Source organism: Mucilaginibacter pineti, assembly GCF_900101875.1.
In the GTDB taxonomy this organism is placed as follows: domain Bacteria; phylum Bacteroidota; class Bacteroidia; order Sphingobacteriales; family Sphingobacteriaceae; genus Mucilaginibacter; species Mucilaginibacter pineti.
On sequence record NZ_FNAI01000004.1, the window covers coordinates 137,837 to 151,629 of the forward strand.

General features: G+C 42.2%; 13 protein-coding genes. 5 read left to right on the plus strand and 8 right to left on the minus strand.

Going from position 1 to position 13,793, the window contains the following annotated elements:
- Nucleotides 1-70 precede the first annotated feature (70 nt).
- From BLS59_RS11120 to BLS59_RS11140, 5 genes are all read right to left on the minus strand, one after another.
- Nucleotides 71-955 (minus strand): OmpA/MotB family protein, encoded by an 885-nt coding sequence (locus tag BLS59_RS11120; RefSeq protein ID WP_091149128.1) that lies wholly within the window; start codon nt 953-955, stop codon nt 71-73.
- A 236-nt stretch (nt 956-1,191) separates the two neighbouring features.
- Nucleotides 1,192-1,707 carry a hypothetical protein gene (locus BLS59_RS11125; RefSeq protein WP_143014106.1) on the minus strand — a complete coding sequence of 172 codons (516 nt, stop codon included), beginning with the start codon at nt 1,705-1,707 and terminating at the stop codon, nt 1,192-1,194.
- A gap of 125 nt (nt 1,708-1,832) precedes the next feature.
- Nucleotides 1,833-3,584, minus strand: coding sequence for a S41 family peptidase (locus BLS59_RS11130; protein ID WP_240315218.1), 1,752 nt, complete (start codon nt 3,582-3,584; stop codon nt 1,833-1,835).
- Between the two features lie 41 nt (nt 3,585-3,625).
- On the minus strand, nt 3,626-3,949 hold the full coding sequence (locus BLS59_RS11135) for a hypothetical protein (RefSeq protein ID WP_162842611.1): 324 nt from the start codon (nt 3,947-3,949) through the stop codon (nt 3,626-3,628).
- 80 nt (nt 3,950-4,029) lie between these two features.
- The gene (locus BLS59_RS11140) at nt 4,030-4,245 is read right to left on the minus strand and encodes a hypothetical protein (protein WP_091149137.1); all 216 of its coding nucleotides are present in this window, start codon (nt 4,243-4,245) and stop codon (nt 4,030-4,032) included.
- A gap of 172 nt (nt 4,246-4,417) precedes the next feature.
- On the opposite strand from BLS59_RS11140, the gene BLS59_RS11145 reads away from it, so the two are divergent.
- On the plus strand, nt 4,418-4,999 hold the full coding sequence (locus BLS59_RS11145) for a porin family protein (protein ID WP_091149582.1): 582 nt from the start codon (nt 4,418-4,420) through the stop codon (nt 4,997-4,999).
- A 244-nt stretch (nt 5,000-5,243) separates the two neighbouring features.
- Here the strand turns inward: BLS59_RS11145 and BLS59_RS11150 are convergent, their stop codons facing one another.
- The gene (locus tag BLS59_RS11150; protein ID WP_091149139.1) at nt 5,244-5,612 is read right to left on the minus strand and encodes a bactofilin family protein; all 369 of its coding nucleotides are present in this window, start codon (nt 5,610-5,612) and stop codon (nt 5,244-5,246) included.
- Nucleotides 5,613-5,794: 182 nt separating this feature from the next.
- A complete protein-coding gene (locus tag BLS59_RS11155; protein WP_091149142.1) occupies nt 5,795-6,667 on the minus strand; it encodes a M23 family metallopeptidase in 873 nt (290 codons plus the stop codon).
- A gap of 197 nt (nt 6,668-6,864) precedes the next feature.
- On the opposite strand from BLS59_RS11155, the gene BLS59_RS11160 reads away from it, so the two are divergent.
- Complete coding sequence (locus BLS59_RS11160; RefSeq protein WP_091149144.1) at nt 6,865-7,275, plus strand: BrxA/BrxB family bacilliredoxin; 411 nt, start codon at nt 6,865-6,867, stop codon at nt 7,273-7,275.
- Nucleotides 7,276-7,422: 147 nt separating this feature from the next.
- Here the strand turns inward: BLS59_RS11160 and BLS59_RS11165 are convergent, their stop codons facing one another.
- Nucleotides 7,423-9,819 (minus strand): ABC transporter permease, encoded by a 2,397-nt coding sequence (locus BLS59_RS11165; protein WP_091149146.1) that lies wholly within the window; start codon nt 9,817-9,819, stop codon nt 7,423-7,425.
- Between the two features lie 308 nt (nt 9,820-10,127).
- Here BLS59_RS11165 and BLS59_RS11170 point away from each other — a divergent pair, with 308 nt between their 5' ends.
- From BLS59_RS11170 to BLS59_RS32010, 3 genes are all read left to right on the plus strand, one after another.
- A complete protein-coding gene (locus tag BLS59_RS11170) occupies nt 10,128-12,623 on the plus strand; it encodes a M1 family metallopeptidase (RefSeq protein ID WP_091149149.1) in 2,496 nt (831 codons plus the stop codon).
- 119 nt (nt 12,624-12,742) lie between these two features.
- The gene (locus BLS59_RS11175; protein WP_091149152.1) at nt 12,743-12,928 is read left to right on the plus strand and encodes a hypothetical protein; all 186 of its coding nucleotides are present in this window, start codon (nt 12,743-12,745) and stop codon (nt 12,926-12,928) included.
- Nucleotides 12,929-13,074: 146 nt separating this feature from the next.
- On the plus strand, nt 13,075-13,716 hold the full coding sequence (locus BLS59_RS32010) for a hypothetical protein (RefSeq protein ID WP_091149155.1): 642 nt from the start codon (nt 13,075-13,077) through the stop codon (nt 13,714-13,716).
- Nucleotides 13,717-13,793: the final 77 nt, after the last annotated feature.

The following is a 13,793-nucleotide window of genomic DNA, read 5'->3' on the forward strand; positions in this document are numbered from 1 at the left end:
CAATCGTTAAAAATATAAAAAACAAAAAAGCCCCCGTTTTGCGGAGGCTTTTCTTGTTTAGCGGTTATGCTTATTGCTGCGGTGTTGCAGCCGGTGCAGCCTTATTTTCGGGAGCTTTACCAATCAGATCCATAAACTGATCCAGTTTTGGTGTGATGATAATTTGGGTACGCCTGTTTTTGGCTTTACCTGCTTCTGAACTGTTATCGGCTATCGGGTTGTACTCGCCGCGGCCGCCTGCTGTTAAACGTTTAGGTTCAACACCATAGGTGGTTTGCAAGGTTTGCACTACCGATGATGCCCTTAAAGCACTCAGATCCCAGTTGTTGCGGATGTTTTTCATGGTGATAGGCACATTATCGGTGTTACCTTCAATCAATACATCGTAAGTGCTGTAATCTTTAATGATCTTGGCAATCTTGCTTAGCGTTACGCCTGCCTTGTCAGATACTTCATAACTGCCAGATTTGTACAGCATGTTATCGGCAAGGGAAATATAAACCACGCCTTTAAGCACCTGTACATCAACATCGCTCATTTCTGACTGACTTAATGAACGGGTAAGGTTATTGGTTAACACCATATTAAGCGAATCACTTTTATTTTTGGCATTTACCAGCTGTTGAATGTATTTGTTTGAGCTGTTTATCTCGTCAACCAGTTTGGAGATATTCACATTTCCCTGGCTGCTGGAGTTTAAACATTTGTTTAGCGCCTCTTGTAAAGCCTTTACGTTGTTTCGTTCAGATCCTAACTGATCTTCGAGGTTTTTAACGTTGTTGGTTAATACCGCAACATTACGTTCGCTCATAAGATACTTGGTGTTAAGGTTGCGGGTATTGCTATCCAACTGATTATAGCTGGTTTGCAGATCTTTGTATTTCTTGGTACTTACACAGCTTTGGCTTGCTACAGCTACCACAAGCAGCGCCAGCATAGTTATTCGGATTTTCATAAAATTTATTTTTGTTGATTAAAAGGTTTATTGTTAGTTGATTAACTCAAAAAAGACTATAAAGTTTTATTCATGTTTTTAAAGCTTACGTTAAAGATACCAAACCAATCTGGTATTTGTAAACAAACGCTTTTTTAGTTAAAACAAATATGATGCGCATCACATAAAAAAAAGAGGCTGCCATTTTACGGGCAGCCTCCTTATCAAAATCAATCAAAATTCAACAATATAAAACCTTAGTTTCTGTGACCATTACCATGATCGCGGTCATGATCATCATGATGGTCGTTCCTTTTATCTACGTGAACATCTTTGCGCACAACAACCTTGCGGTCGTTTCCACGGCCTGTCCAATGGTTACGGTATTTAACCTCTTTAGTATCGCGTATAATGGTTTGATCACGACGGCCTTTATAGTTTGCATACTTTGTACGATACACATTGTTATGAACCCATGGCGTACGGTCATTAACTACTACCTTGTAGCTATGGTATACATCGTAATTGCCATAACGGGCGGGTAATGCGCTTGAACGTGTCCAAACGTTATTATTAAAGTATACATATTGATGCGCATTTACATCATAGTATGAGTCGATATCCGGCATGTAATAATAGTCGGCACGGTCATAACCTGTAGGGCCCCACTCGGGCTGGCTGCCAATGTTAATGCTTAAACTAATTTGAGCACTGGCTATTTTTACTGATAAGCAGCTAAAGAAAATGGCTGCTGTTAATATGATCTTTTTCATTTGTGTTATTGTTTTGTTTGCAGGTATGACAATAACCAATGAATAAAGTTTAAGCATTACCAGTTGCAACAGGTAACTAATCAGTTACAATAAAATTTAAACGACTTAAATATCAGATAATCAACCTATTGTTCGTCGGTGTCCTTATCGGCAACTTTTTTACCTGCCATAGCTAATACGGGTTTACCAATAACTTTGTAGTTACCTTCGCCTTTAAGGATGGATGCCAGCTGGGTTTTATCCTGCATGGTTTTCACTGCCTGGGCAAGTTCATCATCGTACTTAAAGTTGGCTTCGTAGCGGCCCTTTTCGTAATAATAGCGGGATGAGATCTCGTTTTCCAACACCTGTTTTATTTCGGTTTTGTGCAGCTGCAGATCATTCTTTTTGCTGGCCATCAGTTTCGATTTCAGGATATCGTATTCGGCCTGTATCTCGGGGAATTGTTTTTCCTTGGTAGCCTCTGTTTTAAGGCTGTTGAGTACTTTTTCGGAATTGGTGGTGTAGCTATAGTTTTTATCAGACACGTATTTTACAAAATCACCGTAATCCGTATCAGAAAGGGTGAACGTGCGCGCATCGTTTATTTTAGCGTGTTTATCACGGTAAATGGTAGCGTAATCAAATACCAGCAGCTTGCCTACCAGTGCCTGTGTTACGTTGGCAAATTTTTCCTGCTTAATAAAAATATCGGGGTAAATACCGCTGCCGTCGTAAACCGAGCGGCCATTTTTCGTTTTAAACTCATGTATAAGCGAATCGGCTACTTTTACTACGCTGCCATCGTCCTTACGGTGGGTGTAATCAAGCTCCTGGATGCAACGGCCGGACGGTACATAGTACTTGGCGATGGTAATTTTCACCAGGCTGTTATAAGGCAGGTTAAACGTTTGCTGTACCAACCCTTTGCCGTAACTGCGCTGACCAATAATAATCGCCCTGTCCAGATCCTGTAATGACCCGGCAACAATTTCTGATGCCGATGCCGAATGACTATTAACCAACACTACCAACGGCAAGTTAGGCTCAAGCGGCGCGCTTACGGTACTGTAGGTAAAATTTTTATCCTTTACTTTTCCCTTTTGCGATACGATCTCTACATCCTTTTGTACAAACAGGTTCACAATTTTAACGGCTTCCTGCAAAATACCGCCCCCATTTGAGCGCAAATCAAGAATAATACCGTTGGGATTGTTCTTTTTTATAGACACTAAGGCATTGGTAACCTCGCTGGCCGAGTTTTCCAGGAATTTATCGAGCTTAATGTAGCCCATATTACCGTCAACCATGCCTGAGTATGATACATTTGGCTGCTTAATTTCATCGCGGACGAGGTTTTTCTCAAAAGGCTGACTTACGTTGTCGCGCTTTAAAAGCAACTTTATGGCTGCACCCTTTGAGCCTTTAAGTAAAAGGCTTACCTGGTCGTTATTTTTACCGCTAAGGTCAATATCATTTATTTTCAGGATCTGATCGCCGGGGCGCACATCGCCTTTTTGGGCGGGGAAACCGGCAAACACTTCAGATACGTAAACTTTGCCATCGCGGGCAAAAATACTGGAGCCTATACCGCCGTATTGTGTGCTTACGTAATGCAGTTTATAATCTTCAATTTCCGATTCGGGAACAAACTCAGTGTAGGGGTCCAAACCGTCCAGCATGGCATCAACGCCGGTTTTTACCAGCTTGGCCGAGTTTATATCATCAACATAATTAATGTTAACCTCTTTGTATACCGATGCAAAAACATCAAGGTTCTTCGAGATCTGGAACAGGTCATCATCAAAAGCCAACGCCCCCGCGGCCAGTACCACTATACCGGTAAATAAGCCTATCTTTCTGTATCTTTTAGTGATCACCATATCCTTATTCTTCATTAAGCTTATAAAAATACGAAAAGCTTATCTGCATTTGCAAACTAACCTATGCCTCCGTTAACAATTAAAGAGTATAAAATTGACCCTAATACAAATCCTGAGCATACAAATATGAACGCATTTATATACCAGTTTTTTATAAACCAGGGTTTATATGCAATGGTAGTAATTATGCTAATAATAAAAAGGGCAAGTATAAAGACTGCAAATTCTAATAAAATATAACCAAATCCATTTTGTTGAACTTGCGAGCTGCCATTATAAATAATAAAAAAAGAAATACAAAGGCAAGCAAAAAACAACCCAATTAACCAGGCATATATCTTAACCGGAGCATTATTTATTGGCTTGATTGTTTCGTTCATAACTGCGGGATTTCCCATACCGAATAAGTCTTTAACAGTTAGTTACTAAACCCCTACTTTATACAAGTAAAAGCGCTTATTTACAGCCTGTTATTATCAATATTCACCAAAGCTTTTTTAAGGGTGAATACCACATATTCCCTGTTACGGTTCACGAGGTCCATAAGTTTGGTTATCAGCGCTTCTTCCTGGCCTTCGGTGTATTTTAACTGCTCGTCGCTCAGGTGGTTGTATTTACGTTGAACTTTAATTTTTACGCGTTCCCAATCCTTATTGGTAATACTGATCTCAGCCATGATTAAATTCTTTTACGCAAAAATATAAAAAATACGCATCAGGCAACGTTTAAATATTTGGCTCGTCAATTGATAAGCAAATGCAGGCTTATCACATAGGCTTGTTTTATAAACTAAACCGGAGTTGCTGTACCATCAACAAAAAGCACCGGCTCCGTTAAAATTAAAAATTATGAAAAAGTATCTGTTAAGTGCCGCATTACTAATTGCTGTAAGCATTAGCGCAAAGGCACAATTCTCATTAGGTGTTAAGGGAGGGGTCAACTTTTCAAAGATCAATACCGATAATTTAAAAGAATCAACACTTACCGGCTACCAGGCTGGTTTATTTGCCCGGGTTGGCAACAGCCTGTACCTGCAGCCCGAACTTTATTTAAGCGGAACGGGTGGTAAATTTACATCGAGCGATAACGGGCAGGACTACAATGCCAAGGTTAGGTTCACCAATTTAAACCTGCCGGTACTGGTTGGTAAATCATTTGGCGAAAAGGATCTTAATTTTAGGATAATGGCCGGCCCGGTTTACACCTACATTTTAGACAAAAATGAAAGCCTGAGCGGTAACGCATCCGGCGCGGTGGCCGATTTTGGGAATTACAAAAATAGTACCCTGGGTTACCAGGTAGGCGCCGGTGTTGATATCGGCTCCATAACCGCCGATCTGCGTTACGAAGGCGGCCTAACTAAGGTCAACGAAAACTTTGGCCAGCGCCAAAACCTCTGGGCTTTAAGCGTAGGGTTTAAGATATTCTAAAAGGAAAGGGTATAATGCTTTTTGACCCTACGTGCTGGAAAGCGCAGTTTTAAAAAGTTTGTCATTTCGAAACGAGGTACGAGTGAGAAATCTTATAAAACTTTGTATGCGGACTATATTTAGTCGATATGTATGAAGTAGAAGATTTCTCACTCGTACCTCGTTTCGAAATCACAATAAAAAATAAAGGGGTTTATACTATATGTATAAACCCTTTTTTAATTTCTAATTGAAGACACCGAGTTTATCCGTTTTTAACAGGCTCCATAGTGAGGCGACCGTTGTAAACACCGCCGGTTTCTACCAAAAGGGTTTGGGTCTTTATTTCGCCGGTAATTTTTCCCGAGGCTTTTATTTCTAATGATCCGGTTTGGATATCGCCGTTTATGGTGCCGTACACTACAATTTCTTTGGTAATGATGTTACCGGTTACCAGGCCTTTTTCGCCAAGTATCAGGCCCTCATCTACTGTAACATCGCCGGTTATTTGTCCGTCTATACGGGCATAAGCGGGTGCTTTTATACCGCCATCAATAATGCAACCTTCGCTTATAAGCGTTGATATAGCCTGCAGATCAAGCGCAACTTTATCTTTTTTACCGAAAATAGCCATAGTTTTTTTGTATCAAGTAACGAGTATCAAGTATCAAGATTTTGGATTCTCCCAACTTGTCGCCAATTCAATTTATGTTCCTTTTGGTATCGGGCATTAGTATAAAGTGACGACTATCAGGTATTTAAACAGAGTAAAAAAATCGTGATACTTGATACTCGCTACTTGATACTACCGCTACCTTACTTATTAAGCGTTAAAAAATTAACCGGATTTACAGGTTTGCCGTTTTTACGCACCTCGTAATGCAGGTGTGCCCCGGTAGAGTGGCCGGTTGAACCTACCAAACCAATTTTATCGCCCACGTTTACATCCTGCCCCTCTTTTACCAGGATGCGCGAAAGATGCCCGTAAACCGTTTGAAAATTGTTGATATGCTGTATGCGGATACATTTACCGTAGCCATTGCTCCAGCCCGCGAAAACTATTTTACCGCTGGCAGTACATTTTACCTCGTCGCCCTTTTTGCCCTTAAAATCAATACCGGGATGAAACTCAGCATTACCAGAATCAAACGGATCGCTGCGATAGCCAAAAAATGAGGTAAAAGAAGCGATACGCGGATAACCCATAGGCGTAAAAGCGATGGTACCCATTAACTGATTAAGGTAATTGTTGTATAAAGAGTACACCTCTTTATCGCTTAGTTTTTCGCCTTCGGCATTGTTATCGCCCCCAAGGCCTTTTGTTGAAAAGCCTTTTAAGCCGCGCCTGCGCAGGTAATCATTAATGGTTTTCAATTTACCCTCAATGGCCTTAACGTATGATTGCGCACTGCCTGGTTTAACACCGGTTGTATCTGCAACAACTACGGGCGTTGCAACTTTAAGTTTGGTTATCTGTGCCAGCAGCGCCTGGTTTTGCTGCGCCTGTTGTGTATTTTGCGATCTCAGGTAAATAATACAACCAACCAAAACCACTAAAACCGTTGCTGCGCTTGCAGCATAATGGCCAAGCCTGTTGAGGTGTTTTGTTTTTATTTGTACAGAACGTGTTGGTTGCTGGTTTTTGTTAATAATAACAACCGTACTGATATCAGATGTTTTTTGTTTCATCAAAATCAAATAATTAGGGTTCGCAATATAAGTAATACTGTCAACAAATCAATACTCATTCTAAATAAACACCTTATTGCCTGATGCTTAGTTGAAAGCAGGTTAGTCAGCAGATTGTTATTATTGCGTTTTTTAAACGCAAACTGTTAATCATTTCTTATTTTTGTTGTTGAGAAAATCTAAAAAAGAAACATATTATGTATCCAGAATATTTAGTTGCCCCAATGCGGGAAGATTTAACCAGAGTGGGTTTTGAGGAATTAAAAGACGCTGAGGCTGTAAAAAATGCCATTGAAAGCGAAGGTACTGTATTTATAATGGTGAACTCGGTGTGCGGTTGCGCTGCAGCAAATGCACGCCCGGCAGCACGTATTGCCGCGGCTAACGAAAAACACCCTGATAAATTAGTTACCGTTTTTGCAGGCATGGAAAAAGACGCTGTTGATACTGCACGTAATTATATGCTGCCTTATCCTCCATCGAGCCCGGCAATGGCTTTGTTTAAAGATGGCAAGCTGGTACACATTATTGAGCGCCATCAAATTGAAGGCCGCCCTGCCCAAATGATAGCCGATAACCTAATTGGCGCGTTTGAGCAATACTGCTAATTTTTCAGGTTAAAGGTAAAAGGCGAAAGGTTAAAGGTTTTAAACCCTTAGCTTTTCGCCTTTTAATTTATATAGTTTTTCTAGTTTACCTTTTGCCCTTTTCATTCGGCCTTTCGCCTTTGACCTTTATCCTTTCACCTCCTTAAACTATTCCGTCTTCAGGCTTTTCACGGGGTTCATGAGGGCGGCTTTGATGCTTTGGTAGCTTACGGTGAGCAGTGTTATGGTGATAGCTGCCAGGCTTGTGAGCGCGAAGATCCACCAGGAGATCTCCGAATGGTATTGATAACCCTTTAGCCAGCCGCTCATAAAATAATATGCTGTTGGCGATGCAATTACCAGCGAAATTATGATCAGCACCACAAAATCTGCAGATAGCAATCGCCATAAGTTAAATACCGATGCACCCAATACTTTGCGTACGCCAATTTCTTTGGTGCGTTGCTCGGCCATAAAGGTGGCCATACCAAATAAACCAAGACAGCTTATAAATATAGCCAGCATGGCAAATACGCTGGCCAGTTTGCCTACCCGCGTTTCCTGATCGAACTTTTTGGCGTACTCATCATCAGCAAACTTGTAGTCAAACGGGGCCGATGGAGCGTATTTTTCAAACACCTTCTGTATTTTATCAAGCGCGTTATGGGTGCTCATATTAGGATTTATCCGTAACGATGCAACACTTGCCGCGTCGCGGCTGATATAAAATATGGTTTGCTTAACAGGCTCGTACGGCGAACTCATCAGCATATCTTTAATAACGCCCACCACGGTTACATTATGTCCGTCAGATTTAAGTATTTCGCCAACCGGATTTTTTAAATTCATGAACTTCGCGGCGGCCTCATTTATCACTATCGATGTAGAATCTGTTGCCAGGGCTTTTGAAAAATCGCGACCGTCCTTAAACTGCCAGCCAACGGTTTTACCAAAATCATAGCTTACACCTATGGTGGCAAAATCATCCTGCATACCTACGGGTTTGCCGCGCCATTCAAAACCGCTGCTATTGCTCCAAACCTGTGTTACCGGGCTTTCCGATTCGGCCATTTGCACAATCGCGTCAGATTTCAGCAGTTCGTCACGCACGGCATTGAAATGGTTGTGAATATCCTCTGTTTTTGATACCACGTATAACAAACCATCTCTGCTGTAACCAACCGGCCTGTTCTTGGCAAACTGAATTTGCCTGAAAACCACTACCGTACCTATAATAAGTGTAACCGAAACCGTAAACTGCATCACCACCAGCACCTTGCGCGGGATGGCCGCAAAACGCCCCACCTTAAACGTGCCTTTCAATACCTTAACCGGGTTAAAAGACGACAGGTACAAAGCAGGGTAACTACCAGCAACCAAGCCAGAAAGGATACTGAACGAAAGCGTTGTTATCCAAAACCACGGATTAAACCACAATACCGATAGCTTTTTATCGGCCACGTTATTAAACCAGGGCAGTGCAAGCTCAACCAGCACTATAGAAAACACATAGGCAAACGCAACCACCAGTAACGATTCCATAAAGAACTGGGTAATAAGCTGCGACCGGATGGAACCCACCGCCTTGCGGATACCCACTTCTTTAGCCCGTTTCTCTGACCGGGCTGTACTCAGGTTCATGAAGTTGATACAGGCCAGCAGCAGTACAAATACGCCGATAATGCCAAACATCCACACAAACTGAATAGGACCGCCGGTTACTATTCCGTTCTTAAATTCCGAATAGAGGTGCCATTTGTTCATGGGATATAAAAAAACCTGAGGCTTAAACTCAGCACCCACTTTATCGCCCTGGGCGGCAATATTTTCCAGTTTTACGTTTTTAATTTTTGCCGATACTTTGTCTATATCCGCATTGGGTGCAAGCTGCGCAAATATCTGCCATGAGTTGTTGCCCCAGCGGGTTGATGCCCGTTGTACCCAGGGTTCGCTGCTAACGTACAAATCCCAGGGTGCTAAAAATGTAACCTCCCTGAAACTGGAATTGGTGGGCATATCTTCAAATACACCGGTTACTTTTACGCTAAATTTACTGTTTATTTTCAGCACCTTATTTATTGGGTCGGCAGTGCCAAAAAGGGTTTTAGCCAGGGTGGCCGATAACATTATAGATGATGGATCTTTAAGTCCGCTGCGGGTACCACTGAGCATCTTAAGGGTGAGCATATCCGGTGCTTCGGGTTGTGTAAAGTTCCCCCGCTGCGTAAATTTTTTATCTCCGTAAGAGATGATGTTCTCCGTTGTCCAGGTAGAAAGTACTACATACTTAAAATCGCTCATGTATGATTCGCGCAGCTTTAAACCCAGCGGGATGGGGTCGGCGGTTTGGGTTAGCACCGTACCGTTAAAGGTTTGGTGCTGCATTACCTGCACTATACGCTCATGATTGCTAAAATACCTGTCGAACGATAACTCGTCATAAACCCAAAGCCCTATAAGCATGGCAACCGCCATACCTACCGATAGGCCGGCTATATTGATAAACGAATGTGCCTTGCTTTTTACCATGTTGCGCCAGGCAATTTTCAAGTAGTTTTTTATCATGATGCATTATGTTCTAAAAATCAACTTATTAAAATCAGATCTCCCAATTTACTCATCACATAGTAATATACGTGCCAATATCACAAGTAATTGAAAATGTGAATATTATAAACAATTATTTATTGAAACCGTTCGTATTCGAACAATCATGTGTCCGGTTTTACCGGGATGCGCGCTTTATTTCTACGCAGAAATAAAAACGTGCCGCTGTAACATTTTTGCTATTTAAAGGTCTTTACTATTTACAGGTAAAATACGTTAATTTGGCCTGTATTAAGCGTGACTGCTTCATTTTTACTAATAACTATATGATCAATTTCAACAAAATTTCGTCCTTTATTGTTGCGAGTGTGGTTACCGTTGGCGTTACTGCCGCCCATGCGCAAACCGCTGCCCCGGAAAATCCGGCAATGCAAATTTACCGCGAGGTACCCAAAAAAATCAACGACCTGGTACATACCAAGCTCGATGTACGTTTCGACTACAAAAAACGCTACATGTACGGTAAGGAATGGGTTACACTGAAACCTCATTTTTACCCTACCGACAGTCTTAGACTTGATGCCAAGGGCATGAACCTTAAAACTATAGCGGTAGTTAAAAACGGTAAAAACATCCCCCTGAAATTTACCTACCAGGATAGTTCATCGGTAGCTATCCAGCTTGATAAGGTTTACCACAACAACGAAAGCTACACCATTTATATTGATTATACCGCAAAACCAAACGAGCTTAAAAGCCACGGCAGCGCCGCCATTACCGACGATAAAGGTTTATACTTTATAAATCCCGACGGCACTGAAAAGGACAAGCCAACCCAGATATGGACACAGGGCGAAACCGAAAGCTCATCGGCCTGGTTCCCTACTATTGATAAGCCAAGCCAGAAAACTACCGAAGAGATCAGCATGACGGTACCATCAAAATACGTTACGCTATCAAACGGCCGCCTGGCATCGCAAAAAACAAATGCCGATGGCACCCGTACCGATACCTGGAAACAGGAATTACCGCATTCGCCATACCTGTTTATGATGGCCGTTGGCGATTTCAAGATCTATAAAGACAAATGGCGCAACAAAGAGGTTAGCTATTACCTGGAGCCTAAGTACGCGCCGTATGCCAAGGAGATCTTCGGTTTTACACCCGAGGTAATTGAATTTTACTCCAAAACTTTAGGGGTAGATTATCCCTGGTACAAATACTCACAAATTGTAGTGCGCGATTACGTGAGCGGTGCAATGGAAAATACATCGGCCACGTTGCATGGCGAATACGTGCAGGCTACCCCGCGCGAATTGATAGATGCTTATTATAACAATGGCCGCAGCACTATTGTGCATGAACTGTTTCACCAATGGTTTGGCGATTATGTAACTGCCGAAAGCTGGAGCAACCTTACCGTGAACGAATCATTCGCCAACTTTAGCGAAACCATTTGGGCCGAACATAAATACGGTAAAGATGCCGGCGACGATCATAACTATGGCGATATGCAAAGCTATTTAAGATCGCCTGGGGCAAATACCAAAAACCTGGTACGTTTTAATTATGCCGACAAGGAAGAGGTTTTTGATGTGGTTACCTACCAAAAAGGCGGTCGTATTTTAAATATGCTGCGAAATTACTTAGGCGATGCCGCTTTTTACAAGGGCCTTAACATCTACCTTAAAACAAACGCCTTTAAAAACGGCGAAGCCCAGCAACTACGCCTGGCTTTTGAAGAAGCAAGCGGTTTAGATCTTAACTGGTATTTTAACCAATGGTATTACGGCGCCGGTCACCCGATACTGGATATCAGCTATAAGTGGGATAATGCCACCAAAACCGAAACTGTTTATCTGCAGCAAAACCAGGATGGCCAAACTTTTAAATTACCAATGGCTGTTGATATTTATGCAGGTGGCACCAAAACACGCCACAAGGTATGGATGAACAGCAAAACCGACAGCCTTACTTTTAAACTATCGGCCAAGCCCGACCTGGTGAATGTGGATGCCGATAAGATCCTGCTTGTTAAAAAGAACGACAAGAAAACACTGGATGAGTATGTTTTCCAATATTTTAACGCCCCGCAATATTTAGACAGGTTTGAGGCTATTGATGCCGCGGCGGATAAGCAAACCGAAAAAGGCGCGCAAAAAGTACTGATTGCCGCGTTAAAGGATAAATACTATGGTTTACGCATAAAAGCGATTAAGGCCTTAAACATGACCAATGATGATGTGCGTAATGCAGCACAACCCGTACTGGCATACCTGGCGCAAACAGATGATAATACCCTGGTACGCGCAGCCGCAATAACTACCCTTGGCAAGCTTAAGGCACAAGGTAATATGAATTTATTTAAACAGGCATTAAACAGCCAGTCATACGCAGTACAGGCGGCTGCACTAACGGCTATTAACCTGCTTGATCCGGCGCAGGCTTTGCAAGTTGGTAAAGGGTTGGAAAAAGATAACGCTGGCGTGCTTACTACCGCATTAATAAATGTATACGCGGGAAGCGGCACATCAGCACAGTGGCCTTTTGTATTTCAGCATTTTCATGACGCAAGCGTACAAAGCAAGTTTAATAACCTGCAAAAATTTGCAGAAATGACCGGCAGGGTTGATAAACCAGCCTATACGCAACAAGGTATTGCCGAAATTAAAGACCTCGCCATAAAATATAAAAGCTATGGTGTAGATAAACCAGCTATTAAATTTTTAACCGATATTAAAGCACAACGCGTACAGTTAAAGGATGATGCATCGGCAAAAGCCGCCGACGAAGCTATACAGCTTATAACAGATGCAAAATAATCAGGATAGATGTGCAGATGATTATCGCCTTTGTTATAAGCAATACCTTTATTTAATTTTAGAGAAATTAAAAACAATCGGCAGTTAAATTGTTTAACAGGTATAAAACATAAACAACTATGAAAAAGGCACTTTGTATGATCGCTTTAGCAGCGATCTCTTTCGGGAGCGTATTTGCTCATGGTACAGTGGTAAAAACAGGACATGAAACAGCCCAAACAGATACCACTAAGAAAAAAATGAAGAAGATGAAAAAGATGAAGAAAGATACCACCATGAAGAAAGACACCGCAAAAATGAGATAATCATCTTCGCATCACCACAAAAAAGCCTCCGCTAAAACGGGGGCTTTTTTGTGGCATCAATTTTGGGCATATGGCATTGTTGGGCAAAACGGTTAAACTATCCGGGCTATCTATAGTCATACCCATACAAACTATACAATTACGTTATGAAAAAGATCATATTAGCAGCAGCCGTTTTATTGGGCTGCATATCCATTCAAAAAGCCGAAGCACAGGTTAGCGTTAGTTTAGGGGTTAATATTGGCAGCCAGCCTGCCTGGGGCCCTGTAGGGTATGATTATGCCAACTATTACTACATGCCCGATATTGATACCTATTACGATGTACCAACCCACCAGTATGTGTACTATGATAACAATGTGTGGGTACACCGCGCTTACTTACCGGCACGTTACCGTAATTATGATGTTTACGGCGGTTACAAGGTTGTTATAAACGAGCGTAACCCATGGGTTAGAAACAATATTTACAGAACAAGATACGCAGGCTACAGAGGCCGTCATGATCAGGTGATCATCCGCAATAGCCGTGATGTTAGGTATGCCAATTACTGGAGAGGTGGCCATAGTTATGGTAACCCACACTATGCAAACCATAGCAGGGGCAACTATCGCCCGGGCAACCGTTATGGCAACAGGGACCAGCATTTTGCCGGCCGTGGTAACCCAGGTCGTGGAAACGAGGGTCACGGTAACCCAGGCCGCGGTAATCAAGGCCATGGCAATCCTGGTCGTGGCAACCAGGGACACGGTGGTGAACACCATGGCGGCGGTCACGACAGGCATTAATTATTATTGTTGTTTTTAAATACAAAAACGGGCTTCTCTTAAAAGGAAGCCCGTTTTACGTTATATTTTCTGTTTGA

Coding starts and splice junctions, on each gene's coding strand:
- BLS59_RS32010 (WP_091149155.1), top strand. CDS start 13,075: ATGAAAAAGATCATATTAGCAGCAGCCGTTTTATTGGGCTGCATATCC.
- BLS59_RS11160 (WP_091149144.1), top strand. CDS start 6,865: ATGTATCCAGAATATTTAGTTGCCCCAATGCGGGAAGATTTAACCAGA.
- BLS59_RS11175 (WP_091149152.1), top strand. CDS start 12,743: ATGAAAAAGGCACTTTGTATGATCGCTTTAGCAGCGATCTCTTTCGGG.
- BLS59_RS11145 (WP_091149582.1), top strand. CDS start 4,418: ATGAAAAAGTATCTGTTAAGTGCCGCATTACTAATTGCTGTAAGCATT.
- BLS59_RS11170 (WP_091149149.1), top strand. CDS start 10,128: ATGATCAATTTCAACAAAATTTCGTCCTTTATTGTTGCGAGTGTGGTT.
- BLS59_RS11120 (WP_091149128.1), bottom strand. CDS start 955: ATGAAAATCCGAATAACTATGCTGGCGCTGCTTGTGGTAGCTGTAGCA.
- BLS59_RS11155 (WP_091149142.1), bottom strand. CDS start 6,667: ATGAAACAAAAAACATCTGATATCAGTACGGTTGTTATTATTAACAAA.
- BLS59_RS11150 (WP_091149139.1), bottom strand. CDS start 5,612: ATGGCTATTTTCGGTAAAAAAGATAAAGTTGCGCTTGATCTGCAGGCT.
- BLS59_RS11140 (WP_091149137.1), bottom strand. CDS start 4,245: ATGGCTGAGATCAGTATTACCAATAAGGATTGGGAACGCGTAAAAATT.
- BLS59_RS11130 (WP_240315218.1), bottom strand. CDS start 3,584: ATGAAGAATAAGGATATGGTGATCACTAAAAGATACAGAAAGATAGGC.
- BLS59_RS11125 (WP_143014106.1), bottom strand. CDS start 1,707: ATGAAAAAGATCATATTAACAGCAGCCATTTTCTTTAGCTGCTTATCA.
- BLS59_RS11135 (WP_162842611.1), bottom strand. CDS start 3,949: ATGAACGAAACAATCAAGCCAATAAATAATGCTCCGGTTAAGATATAT.
- BLS59_RS11165 (WP_091149146.1), bottom strand. CDS start 9,819: ATGATAAAAAACTACTTGAAAATTGCCTGGCGCAACATGGTAAAAAGC.